This window comes from Streptomyces sp. NBC_00285, assembly GCF_036174265.1.
In the GTDB taxonomy this organism is placed as follows: domain Bacteria; phylum Actinomycetota; class Actinomycetes; order Streptomycetales; family Streptomycetaceae; genus Streptomyces.
Genome location: NZ_CP108055.1, coordinates 236,732 through 258,737 on the forward strand (window position 1 = coordinate 236,732; position 22,006 = coordinate 258,737).

The 22,006-nt window shown below is 67.9% G+C and carries 19 protein-coding genes and 5 pseudogenes; 12 read left to right on the plus strand and 12 right to left on the minus strand.

Features of this window, described 5'->3' with window-relative positions:
- The first annotated feature begins 56 nt into the window (after window positions 1-56).
- The 3 genes and pseudogenes from OHT57_RS01180 to OHT57_RS47325 form a co-directional block, all read left to right on the plus strand.
- The gene (locus OHT57_RS01180; RefSeq protein WP_328743922.1) at window positions 57-1,697 is read left to right on the plus strand and encodes a GDSL-type esterase/lipase family protein; all 1,641 of its coding nucleotides are present in this window, start codon (window positions 57-59) and stop codon (window positions 1,695-1,697) included.
- A gap of 261 nt (window positions 1,698-1,958) precedes the next feature.
- Window positions 1,959-2,846, plus strand: coding sequence for a helicase associated domain-containing protein (locus tag OHT57_RS01185; protein WP_443053406.1), 888 nt, complete (start codon window positions 1,959-1,961; stop codon window positions 2,844-2,846).
- A 44-nt stretch (window positions 2,847-2,890) separates the two neighbouring features.
- Window positions 2,891-3,502 (plus strand): annotated as a pseudogene (locus tag OHT57_RS47325) (alpha-L-rhamnosidase-related protein); the annotation flags it as partial.
- Between the two features lie 18 nt (window positions 3,503-3,520).
- Here the strand turns inward: OHT57_RS47325 and OHT57_RS47330 are convergent.
- Window positions 3,521-3,748: pseudogene (locus tag OHT57_RS47330) on the minus strand (hypothetical protein); the annotation flags it as partial.
- Between the two features lies 1 nt (window position 3,749).
- Between OHT57_RS47330 and OHT57_RS01195 the strand changes: the two are divergent.
- Window positions 3,750-3,971 (plus strand): annotated as a pseudogene (locus tag OHT57_RS01195) (ATP-binding protein); the annotation flags it as partial.
- 742 nt (window positions 3,972-4,713) lie between these two features.
- On the opposite strand, the gene OHT57_RS01200 reads toward OHT57_RS01195, so the two are convergent.
- Window positions 4,714-5,181, minus strand: coding sequence for a hypothetical protein (locus OHT57_RS01200; RefSeq protein ID WP_328743924.1), 468 nt, complete (start codon window positions 5,179-5,181; stop codon window positions 4,714-4,716).
- Between the two features lie 107 nt (window positions 5,182-5,288).
- Entirely contained in the window at window positions 5,289-5,834 is a 546-nt protein-coding gene (locus tag OHT57_RS01205; RefSeq protein WP_328743925.1) for a transposase, read from the minus strand.
- Between the two features lie 612 nt (window positions 5,835-6,446).
- On the opposite strand from OHT57_RS01205, the gene add reads away from it, so the two are divergent.
- Window positions 6,447-7,484 carry an adenosine deaminase gene (gene add / locus OHT57_RS01210; RefSeq protein WP_328743926.1) on the plus strand — a complete coding sequence of 346 codons (1,038 nt, stop codon included), beginning with the start codon at window positions 6,447-6,449 and terminating at the stop codon, window positions 7,482-7,484.
- A 52-nt stretch (window positions 7,485-7,536) separates the two neighbouring features.
- On the opposite strand, the gene OHT57_RS01215 is transcribed toward add, so the two are convergent.
- The 4 genes from OHT57_RS01215 to OHT57_RS01230 all read right to left on the minus strand — a co-directional run bounded on the left by OHT57_RS01215 (window position 7,537) and on the right by OHT57_RS01230 (window position 12,280).
- The gene (locus OHT57_RS01215; RefSeq protein ID WP_328743927.1) at window positions 7,537-8,727 is read right to left on the minus strand and encodes an IS110 family transposase; all 1,191 of its coding nucleotides are present in this window, start codon (window positions 8,725-8,727) and stop codon (window positions 7,537-7,539) included.
- A 238-nt stretch (window positions 8,728-8,965) separates the two neighbouring features.
- Window positions 8,966-9,739, minus strand: a complete 774-nt coding sequence (locus tag OHT57_RS01220) for a class I SAM-dependent methyltransferase (RefSeq protein ID WP_328743928.1) — start codon at window positions 9,737-9,739, stop codon at window positions 8,966-8,968.
- Window positions 9,740-10,013: 274 nt separating this feature from the next.
- Window positions 10,014-10,598: a hypothetical protein gene (locus OHT57_RS01225; protein ID WP_328743929.1), complete on the minus strand. Its 585-nt coding sequence runs from the start codon at window positions 10,596-10,598 to the stop codon at window positions 10,014-10,016.
- A 41-nt stretch (window positions 10,599-10,639) separates the two neighbouring features.
- Complete coding sequence (locus tag OHT57_RS01230; protein WP_443053407.1) at window positions 10,640-12,280, minus strand: ISL3 family transposase; 1,641 nt, start codon at window positions 12,278-12,280, stop codon at window positions 10,640-10,642.
- A gap of 89 nt (window positions 12,281-12,369) precedes the next feature.
- Here OHT57_RS01230 and OHT57_RS01235 point away from each other — a divergent pair, with 89 nt between their 5' ends.
- From OHT57_RS01235 to OHT57_RS01245, 3 genes and pseudogenes are all read left to right on the plus strand, one after another.
- Complete coding sequence (locus OHT57_RS01235) at window positions 12,370-13,596, plus strand: lactonase family protein (protein WP_328743931.1); 1,227 nt, start codon at window positions 12,370-12,372, stop codon at window positions 13,594-13,596.
- A gap of 526 nt (window positions 13,597-14,122) precedes the next feature.
- Complete coding sequence (locus OHT57_RS01240; RefSeq protein WP_443053408.1) at window positions 14,123-14,362, plus strand: hypothetical protein; 240 nt, start codon at window positions 14,123-14,125, stop codon at window positions 14,360-14,362.
- A 47-nt stretch (window positions 14,363-14,409) separates the two neighbouring features.
- Window positions 14,410-14,591, plus strand: a pseudogene (locus OHT57_RS01245) (transposase); the annotation flags it as partial.
- A gap of 57 nt (window positions 14,592-14,648) precedes the next feature.
- Here the strand turns inward: OHT57_RS01245 and OHT57_RS01250 are convergent.
- Together OHT57_RS01250 and OHT57_RS01255 are read right to left on the minus strand one after the other, a co-directional pair.
- Window positions 14,649-15,326: a hypothetical protein gene (locus OHT57_RS01250; protein ID WP_328743932.1), complete on the minus strand. Its 678-nt coding sequence runs from the start codon at window positions 15,324-15,326 to the stop codon at window positions 14,649-14,651.
- Between the two features lie 38 nt (window positions 15,327-15,364).
- Window positions 15,365-15,847 (minus strand): GNAT family N-acetyltransferase, encoded by a 483-nt coding sequence (locus OHT57_RS01255; protein WP_328743933.1) that lies wholly within the window; start codon window positions 15,845-15,847, stop codon window positions 15,365-15,367.
- A 649-nt stretch (window positions 15,848-16,496) separates the two neighbouring features.
- Here OHT57_RS01255 and OHT57_RS01260 point away from each other — a divergent pair.
- The 3 genes from OHT57_RS01260 to OHT57_RS01270 all read left to right on the plus strand — a co-directional run bounded on the left by OHT57_RS01260 (window position 16,497) and on the right by OHT57_RS01270 (window position 18,543).
- A complete protein-coding gene (locus OHT57_RS01260) occupies window positions 16,497-17,396 on the plus strand; it encodes an alpha/beta hydrolase (RefSeq protein ID WP_328753082.1) in 900 nt (299 codons plus the stop codon).
- Between the two features lie 264 nt (window positions 17,397-17,660).
- Window positions 17,661-18,047: a transposase gene (locus OHT57_RS01265; protein ID WP_328743934.1), complete on the plus strand. Its 387-nt coding sequence runs from the start codon at window positions 17,661-17,663 to the stop codon at window positions 18,045-18,047.
- Between the two features lie 172 nt (window positions 18,048-18,219).
- Window positions 18,220-18,543 carry a hypothetical protein gene (locus OHT57_RS01270; protein ID WP_328743935.1) on the plus strand — a complete coding sequence of 108 codons (324 nt, stop codon included), beginning with the start codon at window positions 18,220-18,222 and terminating at the stop codon, window positions 18,541-18,543.
- 121 nt (window positions 18,544-18,664) lie between these two features.
- Here OHT57_RS01270 and OHT57_RS01275 read toward each other — a convergent pair whose 3' ends face one another.
- The 3 genes and pseudogenes from OHT57_RS01275 to OHT57_RS01285 all read right to left on the minus strand — a co-directional run bounded on the left by OHT57_RS01275 (window position 18,665) and on the right by OHT57_RS01285 (window position 21,396).
- Window positions 18,665-19,285, minus strand: a complete 621-nt coding sequence (locus OHT57_RS01275; protein WP_328743936.1) for a GNAT family N-acetyltransferase — start codon at window positions 19,283-19,285, stop codon at window positions 18,665-18,667.
- Window positions 19,286-19,411: 126 nt separating this feature from the next.
- Window positions 19,412-19,742, minus strand: a pseudogene (locus OHT57_RS01280) (ATP-binding protein); the annotation flags it as partial.
- A gap of 79 nt (window positions 19,743-19,821) precedes the next feature.
- Entirely contained in the window at window positions 19,822-21,396 is a 1,575-nt protein-coding gene (locus OHT57_RS01285) for an ISL3 family transposase (RefSeq protein ID WP_328743937.1), read from the minus strand.
- A gap of 400 nt (window positions 21,397-21,796) precedes the next feature.
- On the opposite strand from OHT57_RS01285, the gene OHT57_RS01290 reads away from it, so the two are divergent.
- Entirely contained in the window at window positions 21,797-22,006 is a 210-nt protein-coding gene (locus tag OHT57_RS01290; RefSeq protein ID WP_328743938.1) for a hypothetical protein, read from the plus strand.

Genomic DNA, 22,006 nt, shown 5'->3' on the forward strand with positions numbered 1-22,006 from the left:
GACGCGCACGTCCCCACGCGGAAGAGCCGCACGTCCCACCCAGCAAAGGGCCGCACATGCACACCTCCCGAAGACTCGCCGCCAGACTCACGGCCACGGCATCCGCCACCTGTCTGGCCGCTGTCGGACTCACCCTCGCCCCGGCGGCAGACGCCTCGGCCGCGGGCGCGCCGCAGGGCGGCCACGTCTACGCGCTGACAGCGGCCAACAGCGGCAAGAACGCCGCCGTGCTGTCGAACTCCCTGGCCAACGCAGCGGCGGTCGTGCAGAAGACCGCCTCCGGCAGCCCCGGCCAGCTGTGGGAGGCGGTCGACCACGGCGACGGCACCTTCTCGCTGGTCAACCTCAACAGCGGCAAGTGCATGGACGTCCAGAACGGCTCCACGACCGCGGGTGCCCCGATCATCCAATGGACCTGCACCGGCTCCAGCAACCAGAGCTGGACCTTCAGCGGCTCGGCGATCGTCTCCGCCCGCAGCGGCCTGTGCCTGGACGTCTCCGACAACTCCACCGCGGAGGACCACGCGATCATCCAGTGGACCTGCAAGAACACGACCAACCAGCAGTGGAGCCTGACCGAGCGCCCGCGCTCCGCCACCTGGGGCCCGGCCATGGTCAGCGGCGGCCAGACCTTCACCCAGCAGACCATCCGGATGGTCGTCCACAACAACACCTCCGGCGCGGGGCTGCGCATCCGGCTGTCCAACCTCCGCAGCACGACCGCCCTCTCGGTAGGCGCCGTCACGGTGGCCGCCCAGTCCAGCGGCGCCACCCCGGTCGCGGGCACCACACACACCGTCACCTTCGGCCGTTCGGCCACGCCCACCATCCCCGCCGGGCAGGAAATGACCAGCGACGTCATCCCGATGCAGGTCGTCGCGGAGCAGAACCTGCTGGTGAGCGTCTACCTCCCGGGCACCACCGGCGCCTCGACCTACCACAACGACGCCCACCAGACCTCCTACCTGTCCGCCGCGGGCACCGGCAACCACGCGGCCGAGGAGGCCGCGACGAACTTCACCACCACCACAGCCCGCTGGTTCTACGTCGCCGGACTCGACGTCGTGTCACCCACGGCCAAGGGAACCGTCGCTGCCATCGGCGACTCCATCACCGACGGCTCCAGTGCCACCGACAACGCCAACCAGCGCTGGCCCGACTACCTCGCCCGGCGGCTGCAGGCCCAGACCGGCGGCCAGCGCCTCGGCGTGGTCGACGCGGGCATCGGCGGCAACCGCGTGGTCACCGACAGCCCGACAGCGCAGCAGGGCATCGCGGCCGTGACCCGGTTCTCCCACGACGTCCTGACCCAGCCGGGCGTGAAGGACGTCATCCTGCTGGAGGGCATCAACGACATCAACAACACCGCCATCCCCACCACCGCCGACCAGATCATCGCCGGCTACCAGACCATGATCGACCAGGCGCACACGGCCGGTGTCCGAATCATCGGCGGGACCATCCTGCCGAACTCCACGCAGACCGCAGCCAAGGCCGCCATCCGCGCCCAGGTCAACGACTGGATCCGCACCAGCGGCGCCTTCGACGCGGTGATCGACTTCGACGCGGCGCTCCGGGACCCGGCCAACCCGGCGCGATTGCTCCCCGCCTACGACAGCGGCGACCATCTGCACCCCAACAGCGCAGGCATGCAGGCCATGGCCAACACGGTGAACCTCTCGCTGCTCACCTCCTGAGCGGTGCCCACCTCCCGGACGGCGTAGTTCCGTTCGGCGCCCCCTCTCCGCGTACGGGGCACCGGACGGAACGGCCCGTCATCCGTGCGCCTGCGGGCAGCTGCTGCCGACGATGACGGCCAAGGCATACCGGCTCCTCAAGGCCATCATGGAGACCGCCGTGGACAACGAGCTGATCACACACAAATCCTTGCCGCATCAAGGTGCTGGTAGGAAAAGGCGGCTGAGCACGGCGACTTGAAGGTGCCGTTCACGTTCCGCGTGCCTGCCTTCGACGACCAGGAGGCGGAAGGCGAGGGGTGGCCGGCCTCGCTCGCCGGATTCCCGCTTGGGCAGTGGACCGCCGACGCTCGCCGCTTCTACGCCCGCGGGGACATGGACGAGGACCGCATCGCCCAGCTGGAAAAGCTGGGCATGGTCTGGTCGCACTTCGACGTCGCGTGGGAGGAGGGCCTGTCCGCCGCGCGCGGGTGGGCCGCCGAACACGGGCACCTCCTGGTCCCGCTGGACGCCACCTACCAGGGGTACCGGGTGGGCATCCTTTTGAAGAACGCGCGGGCCGCTGCGCGCAAGGCTGCCGAGATCGAGCAGCGAGGTGCCGAGGGGCTGCCGGTGGAGTCGTCGGCGGGGGCGCTGTCGGATGAACGGCGCGAGCAGCTGCAGGAGATCGACGCGTCCTGGTGCCCGAGCTGGCCGGTGACGTGGCAGCGCTGCTTCCACCTGGTCCGGATGCACCTGGACGCGGGCGAGGCACTGCCCACCGAGGCGGGCGAAGTCCTGCGCCAAGGCGAGGACCTCGGGCGGTGGGTCAAGTCGGTGCGACTCGGATGGGACCAACTCACCACCGTCCAACAGTGGATGTGCGAACAGGCCCTCGGGATCGAGCACGCGACCGAGGACGAGAAGCCGCCGCCGCGCCGTACGCAGGCCGACAAGTGGGCGCTCAACTTCCTTGCCGCCAAGCAGTACTACGAGCGCGAGGGGCACCTTCAGGTCCCGGGGAAGCACATCGAGCGGATCGTCACCGAGGACCAGGAGGAACGGGAGCACAAGCTGGGGGCCTGGATCGGGAATCAGCGGACCAGGGCCGCGACGCTGACGCCGGAGCGGGTGGAGCAGCTGTCCGCGATCGGCATGCGCTGGGCATAGAAACCGCGCCTCACATCCTCCAGCGATTACGACATAGCCCTTGTGTGAGGCAGTCGACTCCCTCTCCTCAGGGTGTCCAACTCGGTGACTGGCTCGACCCGGCCGCTCCCCCGAAGGACCCGTCGTGCGCCACCACCGACTCCTCCTTCGTCGCCACCGCCTTCGTCGCGCACAGCGCCCACCTGCTCGCTGACGCGGCCCGCGAACTGGGCCACGCCGACGACGCCGACCGGTACGCCGCCCTGCACCGGCGTACCGCCGACACCGCCTGGCACAAGTGGGGCGACCACGCCCGCACCACCCAGAACGGATGCACCCTCGCCCTCCAGTTCGGCATCGTGCCCACCGCCGAACGCGCCGCGGTGGGCGAAGCCCTCGCCGCGCTGGTACGCGCCAACCGCGGACGCATCGCCACAGGCTTCCTCCGCACACCCTTCGTACTGCCCGCCCACACCCGCACAGGCCACACGGACGAGGCGTACCAACTCCTGCTCAACCCGGAGTGCCCGGGCTGGCTCTACCAGGTCGAACGCGGTGCCACCACCATGTGGGAACGGTGGGACGCCATCCAGCCCGACGGCACCATCGACGTCGAGAATGCGGGCATGATGCTGTCGTTCAACCACTACGCCTACGGCGCCGTCGCCGCCTGGCTCTCCCAGTCCGTCGCCGGACTACGACCCGCCACCCCCGGCGACATCGAAGCCGAGCACCGGGTGCCCGGGGTCAGTCTCCGGCGCGAGCACTACAGATTTGTCCAAGGAACGTCCGATCGCCCGCAGGAACCCGCACAACACGTTCAGTCGCACCTGGCCCTGGAGTTCCCGAAGGTCCACGTCGAAGTCGATCGAGTCGGCCGCATAGGGGCGAAAGATTGCCATTACTCCCGGTACTGGCCAGATCGAGCTGCTGTTCCAGGTCCTGACCGAACGGGAGGAGAAGAACAGCGTCGCCATCGCCTCCAACGAGAGCTTCGGCGGCTGGACGAAGACGTTCAGTGATCCGAGGCTCTGCACGGCCATCGTCGACCGCCTGACCTTCGACGCGGCCATCATCGAGACCGACACCGACTCCAACCGCCTCGCCCAGACCCGGGCACGGGCCGAACAAGCCACCACCGGCTGAATCACCGGCTATTGCCAGGCCGTCAGCACGTTCTAGGATTCCCAAGAGACGACCCGGTTCCGTTCTCGGGAACCGGCCTGGCCCGCTACCGCGGGCCCGCCTTCTGGCCCCCAGCCCCCGGGCCTGGAGAGACAACCGAACCGGCAGGGAAACCGGAGCCCGCATCCCGCGAACGGTCCGCGGCCCCGGTCCCTCGTCCTGCGGCCCGGCGGGGCGAACTCCCGCTCGCCCCAACGGCCGTGAGGACGATCCCGCGCGAGGTCTCGCGCCCTGGGAAGACGCGAGCCTTCGCGCCGGCGGCCGCCGCTCTCACCGACGGGCGGCGGCCGCCACACTCCACCGTTGCCAGAACGCCCGCTTCATCTAAAGGACGTGCCCGCGCGGGCTGGCCGCGCGGGCACGCAGCCGGTGGCCTCCCGCAAACCACCGGCCACAGCCTCGGCGGCACCGACCCCGCCGCGGCTTCCCCGACAGGGCATCCCAGCGCGGCAGCCACAACTTCGGGGGAGCTGCCGCCGCGTGTCACCCCGCCGTCCGGGCGGAGCCCGACACCCCACCGCCATCCTCCCCCGCCCACGGCAACAAAAGAGGAGCCGTTCGGCCCTGTTCCGGGCCGAACGGCTCCTCAACCCCGGAGTCCGAGCCCTCGCTTCGCCGCTGAGTGACATCGAAACTCGGTTCTGGCACAGATCTTGGGGAGCGGTCGCGGAGCGTTACTGAGCAGGCCGCTTCGCAGCTTTGATCACACCTGTTCTTGGTAGACCCTGATTTCCATGGGATGGAAGCTGCGGAGGGTCGCCCAGAAGTCGTGGAGTCCCAGGCCGTCGGCCCAGTGGTCGAGTTCGTCGTCCGTGTCGTGGAAGAACCAGGACTCGAAGTGCCCCAGCGCCCGAAGTTGAGGGACGGGCTCGTATCGGAGTTCGCAGTGGAGCTGGATGTAATGATCATGCTCGCCGGAAGCGTCGTTGATCTCGAACTGCCGGGCAAGATCCAGCGTGAAGACTCGCGGGCCCTCGAAGGAGTGGGTCCCGTACTGGAGGAGAAGGCCATCAGCGTCCGACGTGTCCGCGGTGTCGAATCGTTGGGAGCCGAAGCGTACGAACCTGAGCCACGCCTCGTCCAAGTCCAACTCGGCCAGAGGCTGCTGCCCACGGCTCAGCTCATGTTGAAGTCGCTCCTCGGCCCGGTCTATGGGCAATCTCTTCGACATCCCTGTCCTTCGCGGTCTCGACGGAATCTGTGGCCTGGCGGCGATCTTCTCAGCCCACCACCCTCGCTGACGTGATCAGGGTTGGCTGCAGAGCCTGGGGCGAGACGCTATTGGAGCAGGATCATCTTGCGGAGTAACTCGAATCCGGCACGTCCGTAGAGCTGCCTCTTGATCTTCTTGATGCGGTTCACGGCTCCTTCCGTGCCGCCGGAGCTCCAGTGCAAGGTGAGGCCGGCGGTCACCGCATCGAGGTCTCGAAGCAGGTGGAGGGCGAAGTTGGTGAGGCCGGGCAGTTGGCTGGCGTCGACAGCGTCGATCCAGGCGGGAAGCGTGGAGCCGAGGCGATGGGTGAGGATATCGCCGAAACCGCGGACATGTTCGGCCGCGGTATCCAGTTCGGGGCAGCGCGCCAGGACGTCCTTCAACGCGGCATGCTCGTCTTCGCTCAGGGTTGACGGGTGACGGGTGAGCCAGCCGGTGACCCGCCTCACGGTCGGCGGAGGAGGCGGCGCCTGCGGCGGCGCGGCGCGCAGGGTGGCAATGCAGGCACGGACCATCTGGTAGGTGACGGGCGCGTTCTCGGCGATCAGTTCGCGATGCAGGCACGTGACGTTCGTGCATCCCGCAGCGAACCGTCGCTCCAGATAGGGCATGTAGGGGCCCAGACGACTGGGCCGGGGACGGTTCTCCCGGAGGGTGTCCTGCCAGGTAGCAGCACGTGCGTAGCGCAGCACGGTGTTGGGCCCCCAGCCCAGATGCCGAGCGATCGCCCGGCGGGAGTGGCCCTGGACGAGCAGCTTGTGGACCAGGACGTGCGCGGCCTTCTTGCGCTGGGCCCGCCGGCCATCACGCCACGGCGGATGCCCCTGCCGTCATCGCCCCGGCCAGCCGCAGGTGCCTGCGAGGTGTGAAAGGCGTGGTGCACCGTGGCGGACTCCGCCAGGAGGGCCTCCACGAAGGCGGGGTGGCCGGTGATGGAGTACACGATCTCGCCGAGGGCGCCGTCCGTCCGGGGTTGGCGCTCGCGGACCAGGTAACCGCAGGTCTCCCGTTCCTTCAGAGCCGTGCGCACCGCGTCCCGTCCATCGGGGCCCGAGCGGACGAGGCCGGCGACCGTCACCTGCAAGCCGCTTTGATGGGTGCCGATGTATCCGAAGAGGACGTGTTGACCGAACTAAGCTCCGACGCCGTAATCACACCGGCCACGCCGTGATGGTTGCATCCCCCAACGGCCGTCACGGGGGCTGAACATAAAGTGAGGTGCCATGCGAAGTCTCGACCGTCTACCGAAGGCTCATCTCCATCTGCACCTCGAAGGTGCGATGCGTCCCGCCACGCTCGCAGAGCTGGCGGGAGAGCGTGGTGAACGACCGCCCAATTGCGACAGCTTCACCTCGTTCGAGGACTTCAATGCCTTGCACGGCGCCGCGGCCCGGCTGGTGCGTGAGGGCCCACGCAGGAACCTTCTGCGACTGGTACGCGAGGTGGTCCAGGACGCTGCCGCAGACGGAGCGGTATGGATCGAGCCGCACATGAACCCCCTGACCTACCAGGACGATCCAGACGCCGCGCTCGACCTGCTGGACGAGGTGATTGACGAAGGCCGCCGCACGGGAGCCCAGCTGGGCGTCGGGTTCGGCATCCTGGTGTTCGCACGGCGCAACGCGGACCCGTCGAAAGCAGTCGAGACGGCCCGCCTCGCGGCGAGACGAGCAGGTAATGGAGTGGTTTCCTTCGGCCTGGCCGGAGACGAGACCCGCCAGACCACCGAGTCGTTCGCTGAGTCGTTCGCCATCGCCCGCGATGCCGGGCTGATTCCCGCCCCACATGCAGGGGAACTTGCCGGCCCGGCCAGCGTGCGCGCCGCACTCGACGTACTCGGCGCCCGACGGATCGCCCACGGCGTACGGGCCATCGAAGACACGGCTCTTCTCCACCGCCTGGCCACGGACGGCATAGTCCTGGATGTCTGCCCCACCTCCAACGTCGCCCTCGGAGTCGTCCCCTCCTTGTCCGCGCACCCCCTGCCGCTGCTGCTGCAAGCAGGTGTCCGGTGCACCCTCAATGCCGACGACCCTCTGCTGTTCGGCCCGGGTCTGCTGCAGGAGTACGAAACAGCCCGAACGGCGCTCGCCCTCACCGACCTCCAGCTCGCTGCCATGGCCGCTACCTCGCTCGAAGCCTCGGGCGCCCCGCGCACCAGCGTGAAGGACGCGGTCACCCGCATCAACAGATGGCTGGCCACACCAGACCCGGCAACTACGTCCCCGACTCAATCAGGATTGTCAGCCACCGCACCCTGAAGCCCCTTCTGGAACAACCATCCAGCGATTACGGGACTTCCCAATGCTTATGTCAAGCCGCTTCTGTGGTGGGAAGTGAGGAGTGATAGCACTCGCTGTCGCGGATCATCGCCCACAGAACGTTGATGCGTCGACGTGCGAGGGCGAGGAGAGCCTGCTTGTGCCCCTTTCCTTCGCTCCGCTTTCGCTGGTAGTACGTCTTGGAGGCGGGGCAGGACTTGAGGCTGGCCATCGCCGACAAGTACATGGCCCGCAGCAGGCCGCGGTGGTAGCGGCGGGGTCTGCGCAGGTTGCCGCTTACGCGGCCGGAGTCGCGGGGCTGCGGGGCCAGGCCGGCGAAGCCGGCCAGGCGGTCGGCACTGCCGAAGGCATCCATGTCGCCACCCGTCGCGGCGATGAACTCGGCGCCGAGCCTGGGCCCCATACCGGGCAGGCTGCGGATCACCTCGGCGTGGGGATGTTCGCAAAACCGGGCCTCGACCAGGGCGTCGAGTTCCGCGACCTCCTCGTCGAGGGCCAGCACCGCCTTCGCGAGGCGGGCCACCATCGCGGCGGCCAGTTTCTCGCCGGGCAGCGTGGTGTGCTGGGCCCGGGCGGCTTCCACGGCGATGTGAGCGAGTGCGGCGGCACCTTTGACCTTGCGGTTCTTCAGCCAGGTCTCGATCCGCTTCGCGCCTGCGCGGCGGATCGCTGACGGCGTCTGGTAGCCGGTCAGAAGGATCGCAGGACCCTTGTTGGTCAAGTCCAGCGCCCGTTCCAACGCAGGGAATATCTCCAGCAGTTGGGCCCGGAGGCGGTTGATCTGCCGGGTGCGGTCGAAGACCACGTCAAGGCGCCGGGTGGTCAGGGTGCGCAGGTCGACAGCGATCTCTTCCCCGGGCCTGAGCAGTCCCAGGTCCCGGCGGACGCGGGCCTGGTCGGCGATGACGAAGGCGTCTTTCGCGTCGGTCTTCCCCTCGCCCCGATAGGTGGCCGAGGCTCGGTGAACCGCCAGGCCGGTGAGGTAGGCGACTGGCTGGTCGTGGGCGATGAGCAGGCCGATCAGCAGGGCGGCGCCCCCGTGGTTGAGATCGACGGCCCAAAGCGCATCGTCGGATATCGCCAGCACTTCGCCGATCAGCGCCAGCAGCTCACTCTCGTCGTTCAGGGTCCGGCGGGACAGCAACCGCTCGCCCTCTGCATTGATCACCACGGTGTGATGATGCGTCTTGCCGATGTCCACCCCGGCCCAGATCTCGGACATATGCCCCTCCGCCAGTTCGTCTGACATTGATCCCGCAGACGACCTCGCCGACGTTGTCCTACAGCAGCGATCGAGTCGCGTCTCCCAATCAGCGGTCGAGTCGTCGCGGGGCTCTGGGCGGCCAAGTCCCGTAAGCCATCTGTCGGCTCAGCCTTTACAGCCATACCCGGAGCCCCCGGGCCCCTCTGATCCTACGAACGATCAGATCAGACCCACGCCTTGAAAGGTAGGACACCCTTTAGCCGCGGCCGGCGACCACCAGGTATCCCTCGCTTGCGGGGTCGAAGGTGGTGGACTGCACCGTGAGCCCGACGCTCCGCAACTGCGCCACGAGGTCCTCGTACCGGTAGGGCCAGATGGACAACCGCTCCGAGCAGGCTCGCACTGCCCCATCCGGCTCGATCTGGGCGACCACGATCTCAAGGAAGTGTTCCTGCTCCCAGCGCTGCTCGATCTGCCAGTAGTAGCTGACGACCGCATCGCGGTCGTTGCGGCGGACGAGTCGACCGCGGACCTCTACGCGTGAGCCGGCCAAGCGCACCAGCTCCCAGTTGCGTGAGTGGAGCACAAGGCGTCCGCCCGGATTCAGCAGCCGCGACATCGCTTCCAGTGCGGTCAGGCGCCCGGCTGCACCCTGGGCGTGCCCGAGCGAATTGCCGACGCAGAACACCAGATCGAACGTGGAGTCCTCCAGGTGGTCGGGCAGCTCGTCCCAACTCGCGCGCAGGGCTCGAAGCGAGACACCCTGCTCGTCGGCGACCTTCTCGGTCCGGCGAACCATCCCATCACTAGCGTCCGCGGCGACCACGTCAAGGCCAAGACTCGCGAGACCTACGGCGAGCTGGCCGGTTCCACACGCGCAGTCCAGGACGCGTGCGTCGGGCGGCACAGAGCCCACGACATCGCTGTAGTACACCGCGGCTGCCGTGGCGGGGGTCAACCTGTCGTCCCCGATCAGCCACTCGTACACGTCGGAAAGCGCCCCATAACCAGCCACCGCGACAACCTCCATCACACAACGACCCGCGGGCTGAACCGCCCTGCGATTCGGACCTTGCGCCTCGCACTGTGCCGGGCCGTGTCAGCGAAGCATTGAACAGGACCCAACCACTTCCGGCCGCTCAGACTCAACCGGATTTCGAGGGTGTCGACGGTCACGTATTTCGGCTCTGTCGGAGATCTTGTGATGATTGCCGTCGACGGTCTGCGAACTGATCCGCTCGTGTGTGTACATCCGCGGCTGCACCTTGATCACCGGCTCCAAAGGGCAGCCCTACTTTCGTCTTTCACTGCCAGGAGGGATTGCGGCTCGGCAGCCAGGGACCGAAGAGCGACTCGTACTCCTCTCCCGTCTCGACGGTGAGGATGAAGTCAGGCGTCGTGCCAGAGACCGCAGTATGCAGGCGAGTCAACAGGGACGGGACCGATTCGAGCTCCAAGCCCAGTGCCGCAGCCAGGCGTACTCGATCCGCGCCGAACTCGGGTTGGTCCCTGAGCTCGTCATGGCAAAGGTGGTCGGCAGTAGTCTGCATGGTCGTCAGATCACCAGATCCAGAGAACTTCAGGCAGTCCCACCAGGACGGCAACCCAACAATGATCTCCAACGCCTCGGTCAGGCTCTGGCCGATCAAACCGGCTTGTCCTTCGGAGCTGGCATAGAGAACGGGCCGGCCCTCGCTGCCTTCACCACAGAGGAAGAAGGTTCCGCCAGTGAAATCACCGGCAACACCCTGCAGAGCAAGCCCAGACGAGAGCCGGACAGGCTCCCCGTGATCGTCACGCGAGAGATCAAACTCGCAGACGTGCCACAGCAGCTCGGCGAGACCGGAGTCCCGCCGTATCGAGTCCAGGATTTCCTCGTCACGAGTCACGCGGCGGACGATAGCAGTGGCACCTGAATGGTCGGGTGATCTCACGAACCGAGGAGTATGCGTCGGCGAAGAAGGTCAAGGTTCGCGCGCCCATAGCCCATGCGCTTGAGGAGTTTGGCCCTGGTCACGTGGCCTTCGACCTGGCCTGAGCTCCAGGGCGTGGACAGGCCGGCGGTGACGGCGTCTAGGTCTCGCTTCATGCCGTTGACCAGGGAGTGCAGAGCGGGCAGGTCATCGGTGAGGACGCGATCCATCCACGTGGGCAGGTCGTCGCCGCGCAGATCGCGCATCATGTCGGCGAAGGCGCGCACGTGGCGTGCCACGGCATCGAGGTGGGGGCAGGTGGCCCGGATCTCTTTGAGCTCGGCCGCGTCGGTCTCGGCGAGGTGTCCGGGGCTGGTCATGATCCAGCGGACGACGCGCCGAGGCTTCGGTGCGGGCCGCAGCTCGGGAGCGGACGCGGGCGGGTTCTTCGGCTTGGGGCTGTGCGGCTTTTTGAAAGGGCGGAAGTAGCGGCGGACGCACTGGATGTCGCCGGTGAAGCCACGTGCGCGCAGTTCGCGGTGCAGCTGTGGGATGTCGTGGCAGCCCTCCGACCAGCGCATGTGCAGGTAGGGCTTGTGTTCGTCGAGGATGGATGCCCGGTTGACGGCCTTGACGAGCAGTTCGTCGAGATTCCGGGCACGGGCGAAGCGCCGGACGGTGGAGTGGTCCAGCCGTAGCTGGCGGCTGATCGCGGTCAGGGACTTGCCCTCGGACATCAGATGCTGCACCGCTGTGTACCGCTCGGTGGTGCGGGCCACCAGCCGCCTCGGGCGCCCGAGGACGTCCCGGGTGCCGTCCGGCGGGACGAACGGCATCCCTTCCGGCGGTGGCTCCGCCGTCCCTTTGAAAGCCGTGGCGGACTCCGTGACGGCCGGGGGTGTCGTGAACGCCGTACGGATGCACTGGTGATGGGCACCGACCGTCTTCTCCACCGCTTCGGCGAGGTTGCGCAGCAGGTGCCAGGCGTCCGCCACCTGCCGGGCCTGCGGAGCCCCGCTCCGGGAACCTTCGGCGTAGGCGCCGGCCCGGTCACGGCAGATCACCTCGACTTCCGGATGGCCGCGCAGCCAGTCGGCGAGCGGCTCGGCGTCCCGGCCCGGCAGCACATCGACCGGACGCCGTTCTTCCAGGTCCACCAGGATTGTGGCGTACGAGTCGCCCTTGCATAGCGCGAAGTCGTCGACCCCGCGGACGCGCACGCTGACGAGCGGTAACTTCGGTAACCCGCGGAGGAGTTCCAGGAGCTTGTCCTTGGCGACGCGGATGCTCAGCGCGGCCGCGAGCCGTGCCCCGGGCCGGCCCGCCAGTGACGCGGCGATCGACGTGAGCAGCGTGCGCAGCAGCGGCGTGTACCGGGCATGCGGGCTGGTCAGACCCTCGATCTGCTCGGCGAACGTCACCGCCGGGCACTGCGGATTGAGGCACTTGAACCGTCGCACCACGAGTTCGACCATGGCCGAGGCTCCGCCGATGGGCGCGTCAGCAAGCCGGCGCGCGTACCGGCCGTGCACACGCCACGACACCACCCCGCACCTTGCCGTGGCCACGCCCGCCACCGTGATCCGTGCCGCCCCCACCACGAAGCCGACCACCGTGAAAACGACCGAGGAAGTTCTTACGAGAAGCTGACGCGCCACCGAAACACCACCGGACCACCCGTCCCACGGTCAACTCTGGCTCTGCACGTCACCGACCTGTGGTGGCGGCCAGGCATGAGGAGTCCGACGTGAGCAGGCATTCCAGGCGCAGGTCGACGTCGCAGGTCCGTATGACCATCGCCGGAGCGGGCATCCTGGCCACGGCGGCCGTCGCCACCACGGTGGCCATCGCCTCGGCGGGAGAAGCGCCCCGCGCACGCGATAGCGTGACGACGAAGAGCGCCAAGGCGGGAGCTGATCACGCCGTCTTCGTACAGGGCAACGAGCTCGCCGGAAACACCATCCACGTCTTCAAGCGCGGTGACGACGGCAAACTGACCCCCGGTGGCACCTACGCGACCGGCGGCAAGGGCGGGGACCAAGTCGACGCCCCCACCGACTCCCTCGCCTCCCAGGGTTCACTCGTCTACGACCGGCGCTCGCATCTGCTGCTGGCGGTCAACGCGGGCAGTGGCACCGTGACCTCGTTCCGGGTCGAGGGGCAGAAACTGACGGACCGGCGGGTGGTGCGCTCGGGCGGGGACTTCCCCTCGTCCATCGCGGTGTCCGGCAACCTCGCCTACGTCATGAACGCGGGCGGCGAGGGCAGCGTCCAGGGCTTTAAGATCACGGCCAACGGGATCGAACCGCTGGGCGGTTCGTATCGCTCCCTGGGGCTGAAGAACGACAAGGTGCCCTTGTTCAGCAGCTCACCCGGCCAGGTCGTCTTCACTCCCCGGGGCCGTGAACTGGTCGTCACCACGAAGTCGGCCAACACCATCGAGGTGTTCCCGATGCGCGGTGACGGACGCCCCGCGCACCGGGCGAGGATCAACGCCTCGGCCGGCGGCGTGCCGTTCGCGATCACCTTCGACAAGGCGGGCCGGATGCTGGTGGCCGAAGCGGAGAAATCGACGGTCAGTACGTACAAGGTGCTCGCCGACGGCCGCCTCAAGGTCGTCCAGAAGCCGCTGGCCAACGGGCAGAACACGCTGTGCTGGCTGGAACGCGCCGGTGACTTCTTCTACGGCGGCAACACCGGCAACTCGACCGTCACCGGCTACCGCACCAACCAGCACGGCAGGCTCGCGCTCACCAACGAGGTCGGTATCGCCACCCCGCCGTCAGCGATGTCCCAGGGCGTCATCGACCTGGCGGTGACGCAGGACGAGAAGTTCCTGTACGTACAGAACGGGACCTCCGGCACCATCGACGGCTTCCGTATCGGCAGGAACGGCTCCCTCACCAAGGTCACCACGGCCACCGGACTGCCCCCCTTCGCCGAGTCCGGCATGGAAGGAATAACCGCGGTCTAGACACGCCGCACCCCGGCCCAGCGCCCTGGACCCCCCTCCCGGGACATCCAATCCATTCGGTCGCAGCAGGAGTCATCGACGACGGTCACCGTGCGCCGATCCGCCGCTGAGGCGTGCAGGCCGAACGTTCCCTGCCCAATGAGATATCAACGGGGACTGGCGGGTGAACCCCGCCCGGACAATTCTGCGAACTAGGACGTGTCTCTCAACTTCGTTGAGGAATCAGGGGCTTCGCGGATGCTCGAAGACTCATGACGTGGCATTCATGAGCACCCCGCACTGCTGCTTCCTGTGATCGGAAGACATTGAGGGCGATGCCGGACGGCGTCGCCCTCCTCGGTGTGCCTGCTGCATGAACCGCGCGCCCGACGCTGCCCGTTCCTTCCGGAGGCCGTGAGGCTCCGAGCACGCGCAGGCACGGTCTCTTCCCTTCACCGTTGCCAGGAGTGCCTCGTGCCCGTATCGCTTCCCCCTGCCCTCGCGACCGAGCGGCACCTGGCCGCGGCTGCGTGACCGGCTGCCTGCGATGGTCACGATCGACCCGGCCAAGGAACAGCGCCTGCACCGGGCACTGGACCCATTCTTCGAGGGCACCGTCACCGAACAAGTGGAGTACACCGCACCCTTGACCAGGCTGGATGCCCTGGATCTGGTGACGATGACACCGAGCGCACGCCACGTGAGCCGTGCAGACCTGAACGATGACGGCCTCCTGCCCGATGAGGTCACCGTCTCCGTGCTGGTCACCGCCTACCAGCCGCGGTGACCACGAGCGGGCGCATACGCCTGCTGACCGACGAGCAGTAGGCGCGCCTGGCGCCCCGCCTTCCCCGCAACGCAGGGAAGGCAGGGCGCCCGTTCGCCGATCACCGCCGCATCATCGAAGGGATCATCTACCGGCACTGCACCGGAATCCCCTGGAGAGACCTACCGGCGAAGCGTCCGGGCCCTGGCAGACGGTGTGGAAGCGTCATCGCCGGTGGGCAGCTGACGGACCTGGGACACGGTTCTGGCGCAGCTGAGGTCGGCCGAGTCGCATTGTCGGGCCCGTCCTATCCGTGTGTGGCGGTCCTTCCGAGCCATGGTCTCAGGCTCCCTTGCGCGACCCGCAATACCTGATCCGGGGGCAGCTCGTCAGCTTGTTCGATCACAATGAGACCCCAGTCCTTCCGCCGGACAGCGCCAAGTGTCACTGCACGCTCATGCCGCAGGTACGCCACCGCCGAAACGGCGTCGGCCACGGGAGGACTTACCTCGTAGCTGGCGAGTTTCCCGACGTACCAGTCCAGCCACTGCTCGCCTTCCCGCGTCGCCGCTCGAGACAATGCGGACTCGGCATTCCCGTCGAGAAAGACCATGACCGGCCCGACCCGTGCGAGAACCTCGGTGAGGCCGGTCATGAAGGCGTCGATCGTCTCTTCGCCGTGCCCCATGGCCAGCAGCGTCGGCACGAACGGCATCAGCGCGTCCGCGATCACCACGTCATCGCCGCTCGCCACAACCGCATCGACGAACCTCGCCGTCGCCGCGATCAGTGTCCCCGGCTCCACTGTGCCTGTCGCCTTGAACTCCTCGGCCACCCCGGCGAACTGCGGCCGGGTCAAGATCTCCTCCTCGCGGAAGTGGTCCACCCGCAGTCCCATATCAGCCAGCCACTGAGACAGCCCGGCACACAACGTCGACTTGCCCACACCGGGAGATGCCCCCCACACCGTGATCAGAACTGTCATGGGTGCCGAGCCTAGCCAGGGCGCCCGTTCGGGAGGTGTCAGAGCTGACGGAAGTAGACCGTGAGCGGGAGAGGAGTGCATCCGAGGGCCTCGTAGAGGGCTCGGGCCGGTGCGTGGAACTGGTCTCCCCCGGTGCCGATCTCGACGACCTCGGCGTCCAGGACCCGCATCTGGTCGAAGGCGTCCTCACACAGTGCGGTAGCCACGTGGTGGCGTCGATGCTCGGCCGAGACGGCGAGGATGGTGACCTCACCCTTCTTGCGGGCATGGTCGACGTTCCACGCCACGTAGCCCGCGATGGTGCCTTCGACTTCGGCGACGGCGATGTATGCGTGCCGATCGGGCGCGTGGAGTTCGGCAATCTGTTTGCGGTAGTCGTCGCGCCAGTTGCCGTGCTGAACAGTGAAAACGTCCTCGCCCATCAAGGGGCGGAAGGACTCCTCGTAGAACGGCCGGAAGGTGGCGATAGTGAGTTCGGTGAGTGGTGTCAGGTCCTGCTGGGTGAACGCGCGGATGAGCATGGAAGTGGTGCCTCTCAGGCTGAGAGCTTGATACCCACGGAACAGGGCATCGGTCGGCCCGCGCCCGGCCACAGGATCGGCCGTGAGCCGGGCCCCTCAGTGACGTGTACGCCAAGCGTCAAAACACTCCATGCTCCGCATCGTAGCGCCCGGCCCGCATGTCGAATGCTTCGATCACAGCCACTCGTTGACGGCTGCGATAAGGACGGTCACCTCGTAGCGCACTGCCCACCTGTCGTATCTCGTGGCCACGGCACGGTGCCTCGTGAACCGATATTCCGCACTCGACCGCGTGGCGCTCGCGGTAGTCGCCCGGGTCGAACCGGCACCGGACCTGGTCGCGGACGGTGGAGCAGTGGCCGAGAAAGCCATGGTCGGTGATCCCGCGGCCCCGCCGTCCGTACGCGCGGCAACGATTGCGACGCCGCGCAACGACGAGAACAACACCTTCCGAAGCCGGGACAACTCCTCGTTCACGGCCACCGAATGTCAGAGGTGTTGCCAGGCCCACCCCCACCGGGGTGCTGGGCCGCTGGTGAGCTCAGCGGGCCGCTCATAGCGTCGGAGCATGACGGATGCCACGAACGACCAACGAACGGGTACCACCAGGCGGACGGCGCTGCGCGGGCTGGGGCTCGCGGCGGGGGGCATGGCCCTGGCCGGCGGGCTCGGAGCCTCACCAGCGGTGGCGCAGCCACGTCGCGGGCCCACCACCTACGTCCTGGTGCACGGTACGCACAGCGCCGGCGCGTTCTGGATGCCGATCGCGCGGGAGCTGACGCTGCGCGGTCACCGCGTCGTCACGGTGGACCAGCCGCGCCATGGTGCGCAGGCTTTCGTCCCGGAGTCGTATCAGCGCCAGGACCTGACAGCGATGGCGGTCGAGCCATCCCCACTGAAGGACCTCGGGCTGGACGACTACGAGGCACGCGTCACGGACATCGTGCAGCGCGCGGCCCGTAACGGCCCGGTGGTGCTGGTCGGGCACAGCCTGGGGGGCGTATCGGTCAGCCGGGTCGCCAACGCCGTCCCGCACCTGCTTCACCACATCTGCTACATGGCGGCCTTCTGCCCCAGCCGTGCCCTTCCCACAGCGGACGCCTGCACGGCGGCACCTGAGAACGCAGCCGCCGTCAGCCCCGTCGAGCTGACGGTGGGTGACCCGGTCCGGCTGGGAGTGCTGCGGCTGAACTTCCGCACAGGCGACAGCCATGCACTGGCCCTCCTGAAAGAGATGATCTGCGCGGACTACCCCGACGCCGACTTCCGCCGGATCCTGGCCGGCATGCAGAGCGACGAGCCCATCGCCGCCTACGCGGGCCGAGCGGCCGGCCGGGCTGAGAGCTGGGGACGCATTCCCCGCACCTACCTGCGTTTCGGCAAAGACCGGACGATCGCCACCGCACTCCAGGACAGGATGATCGCGGAGGCCGACACCTACACACCCGGCAACCCCTTCCGCGTACACAACTTTCCCCAGGCATCCCACATAGGCCCCCTCGACCCCACCACCATCACACAAGCCCTGCACACCCTCGCGGCGGCGTAGGCACAGCCCGTCCGACCCGGTCGCGCGGCGCAGGCGACCGCCTCGACCCGGTCTCCTGCCCGGCCTGCCACCGGGCAAGAAGCGGTTCCACAGCCACGCCCGTACCGCCCGGACACGACCAACAATTCCAAGGAGTGAGCAGCTCACGGAACCTGTACCAGACCCAAAGAGCTCGTAACACGATCTTGTTGAAGTGCCCTGGCCGGGCGTGACCGATGTGACGATTCCGCCGTTCGACATGATGTAAGCATTCAGCCGTGGATCGTGGACGACGACTTGTGGGCGCTGATCCAGCCGCTGCTCCCGCCCTGGCCGCAGAAGTCGCCGGGGCCGGGGCCGCGGCCGGTGGCAGACCGGCTGTGTCTGCAGGGCATCCTGTACGTCCTCTACAACGACATAGCCTCGCAACTTCTGCCGCTGGAGCTGGGGTTCGGCTCGGGCCAGACCTGCTGGCGGCGCCTGGAGCGGTGGCAGCAGGCCGGGGTCTTCGACCGACTGCACCGCAGTCTGCTCGCGGAGCTGAACGCCGCCGGCGAACTCGACTGGTCCCGCGCGCGTGTGGACGGCTCCCACATCCGCGCCAAACAAGGGGAGCCGACACCGGTCCGTCGCCGATCGGCCGGCGGAAGACAGGGAGCAAGCACCACCTGATCTGCGACGGACGCGGCACCCCACTCAAGGCCATCACTACCGCGGCCAACGTCAACGACGTCACCCAGACCCTCGCCCTCGTCGACGGCATCCCGCCCGTCGCCGGACGGCCCGGCCGCCCGCACAGACGTTTCCCCAAGCCCCGGCCCTGCCCGAGGAGCTCGACGAACTCATGCGCCGCATGCGCCTGCCCGACATGCCCAAAGCGGCCCCGGACGTCCTGGCCCCCGCCCGAGCCCAACGCTGGGACCCCGCCGAGGTGTTGCAGCTGCCGATATCCGAGGAGGTCACCGGCCGCGACGCCGCCACCCGGCGTCTTCGCCGCCACTCGGCGAACTTCCCCACCGGCAAGACCCTGGGCTCCTGGCGGGCCGAGGACTCCACCATCCCCGAACCCACCCAAGATTCCCTGATCACCCTGGAGTGGATCGGCCGCGCCAGCCCGCCTCAAGAAGCAGCACCAAGACGAAGTAGAGGCACTGCGGGAGGCCCTTGAGCAGGCGCACGGCGAGAATCTCGACCTCCGCCGCGAACTCGCCCGCCGCGGCGGAGACGCCCCACCGCCACAAGCCCGAGTCACCGGGCCCTGCTGATGCCCTGCCAAGCACAATACGGCGTCATCCCTGGGCAGTCTCCGGATGGCCGTGGTGACGCTCCCATTCGGGAGCGAGGATCGACATCACGATGTCATCCACCCACACATCCTCATACAGCAGTGCGTCGCGTCGGACACCCTCCACGACGAACCCCGCCTTCTCATAGGCGCGTCGGGCACGCGGATTGAAGGCGAACACCCCAAGCGAGATCCGGTGCAGCCCGAGGCCCGCGAAGCCATAACCGACGATCAACCGCGCCGCTTCGCTCCCGAACCCCTGGCCTTGCCCGGCCTCAGCCAATGCGATCCGGAAGTTGCAGCTGTGATTGCCGCTGTCCCACTCGTTGAGCACCGCCTCGCCCACGCAGGCGCCGGTCGCCCGCTCGACGACGGCCAGGTCCAGCCGGTCCGCTTGCTCGTGGCGGGTGCCATACCACGCACGCATCCGTTCCTCAGCGGCCTCGTCCCAAGGCTCGCGATCTGCCGGCCCATGGCTGCTGCCGGTCAGGCGGCCCACCTCCGGATCCTGGAGCAACGAGCGAAGCACGGGAGCGTCCTGGTCGAGGAGGAACGGGCGCAGGAGCACCCTCTCCCCGACGAGCGTAGGTTTGACGGAAAAGTCCGCCTGCAAATGATCACTCACGAAGCAATTCTCAACGCTGCTGGATGTCTCAGCAATCGAGTTCCTCCGTACCACCTCACATCGATCGAAAGAACGTCATGGCCAGTCACATCGAGCGGTATCAGCAACAAACCCAGCGATAACACCCGGGCCCAGAAGAGCCGCGTTGACCTTCGCGTCGACGAACGAGAGGGTGGCCAGGTCTTTGACCTTGCGCGGGTCGGGTTCGGGCTGGAAGGAAGAAGTCGTAGTCGTCCACCGTCTTGTGGTGTGGCAGCTTCGACAGCCGCAGGCCCTGCCGGAAACGCCGGTCATCGCGGACCGCAAGGTCTTCGGCCAGGGCCAGGTCAAGGAAGTCGAGGTGGCCGAGCTTGCCCTCCTCGGCCCGCTCGGCGTACTGGTTCAGGCTCTCGGCCAGGTGGGGCAGGCCGAGCTTGGCGGCCGTGCTGCGGATACGGGCGGTGACCAGCTGACTCAACGGGCTCCCCTCGTCGTCCACTTCGCAGTGGTGTTACTTCTCGGCTCTGGCAGCGATCACGGGGAGCCCTCACGGTCGGTTACTGAAGCAGGATCAGCTTGCGGAGCAGTTCGAATTCGGCACGACCGTATAGCTGCCTTTTGACTTTTTTGATGCGATTGACGGCACCCTCCGTGCCGCCGGAGCTCCAGGACAGGGTGAGGCCGGCGGTGACAGCGTCGAAGTCGCTGTTCATGCTGCGGGCGTAGCCGGTCAGTCCGGGCAGGCCGTCCCGGACGACGGCGTCGATCCAGTCGGGGAGCAGGGCTCCGAGGCGGCAGGTGAGGATCTCGCCGAAGTCGCGGATGTGCTGGTGAGCGGCCTCCAGTTCGGGGCATCGGGCCAGGATCGACTTGAGGTACTGATGTTCTTCTTCGCTGAGCGTGGTGGGGTGGCGGGTGAGCCAGCCGGTGACCCGACGGACGCTGGGTGGCGCGGGCGCCGGGGTGCCGGCCTTGCGCCGGAAGGCCGCGAGGTAGTCGCGGACGGAGGCGTATCCGTCGGGATAGCCCTGTCCGGTGATCTCGCGGTGCAAGGCGATGGCGTTCGTGCACCCTTGTGACCAGCGGCGTTGCAAGTAGGGCTTGTAGGGATCGAGTTTGCTCGGCCGCAGCGGCATCCCGACGATCATGTCCTGCCAGCGGGCGGCGTGCGCGTACCTCATCACCGTTTTCCGGCCCCACCCAAGATGTCGGGCGATCGCTCGGAGGCTGTGTCCCTGCGCGATCAGCTCGTGGACCTGGGCGTGAGCGGCCCGCTTGCGTTCCGCTCGCGGGCCGGTCGGATCCGCCGCCACCGCAGGCTCGGTGCCGTCTGCCGGTATCGGGGCCGGGGCCGGTTCTTGCAGGCAGGAGCGGTGGGCGCCGACGGTCTTCTCCACGGCCCGACCGAGGCCCTGCCAGAGGTGGAAACGGTCGGCGACCTGGACCGCTTCCGGGGCGCCGAGCCGGGAGCCCTCCGCGTAAGCCCCGGCCCTGTCCCGGCAGATGACCTCCACGCCCGGGTGCGCGGTGAGCCAGTCGGCCAGCGGTCCTGCCTCGCGGCCCGGGAGCACGTCGATGACCTGGTGCGTCTCACCATCGGTAATCACCGTCGCGTACCGGACACCGCGGCGGGTGGCGAAATCATCGACACCGAGGACCCGCGGGGTGTCGTAGAGCGGGTCAGGCATCGCCCGGACGCGGTTCAGCAGCCCCATCCGCCCCGCGGTCAGCCCCAGGGCAGTAGCCATCCGGGACCCGGCGCGGCCCGCCAAGGCGAGCGCGACTCGGTCCAGCAGCTCGCCGAGCCGGTCAGTGCACCGCGCGTACGGGCTGGGCAGCCCCGATATCTGCTCAGCGAATGTGCGCTGGGAGCAAGCCGGACCGGCGCACACGAAGCGTCGCACGGACAGCAGGATCCGTACGGCGTGCCCGGCCAGCGGAAGATCCTGCAGATGTCGCTCATAGCGGTCGTGCACCCGTGCCGACGCCCGGCCGCAGGACGGACATACGCCTTCACCACTCCGCCCGGCCAGCCGCACCATCAGCCCGCTCACCCCGTGCGCTGCGGCAGTGATCAGCACCTCGACGCCCTCGAACAGCACGTCCTGCCAGGAGATCTCGTCGTGGTCCATGTCCTGGGCATCGACCCGGACGGTACGAAACAGCCCGCACCCACCAAACTTGATGGAGCGTCACATGCGGCGATCCGGACTGAGGCGCACCCCGGCGTGCAGTCCGGAATCGAACAGCCCCTTCACCGACCGTGACGGCTCCCCGTGATCGCTGCCAGAGCCCGTTTTCACCTACAAAGCCACTCAGTGGCCTGCCGCGATCTCCCGACTCACCGCCGACCACATCGAGGAGACGGACAGAGCTGTCCGCATCCATCTCGGCGCCGTCCCGGTCGAACTTCCGGCACCCGTCGCCGAACTCGCCCTCCAGCGAGTCGCAGTCCGCCCTGTCCTCGACCGGACAGACTCACCGTGGCTGTGCCCCGGAGGCCAGCTCGGCCGCGCGATCAGCGCCTGGGCCATGGGCGAACGACTTCGCAAACTCGGCATCTGCCTCGCGGAAGCCCGCTCAACCGTGCTCTTCCAACTCGCCACGGAGCTGCCCGCAGCCGTCCTCGCACGAACCCTCGGCATCGACGTCACCGTCGCCGTCAAATGGCAGCGGGCCGCTGCCGACGACTGGGCCGCCTACGCCGCCGAGGTCAGCCACCGAACCAGCACCCAGGAGTGA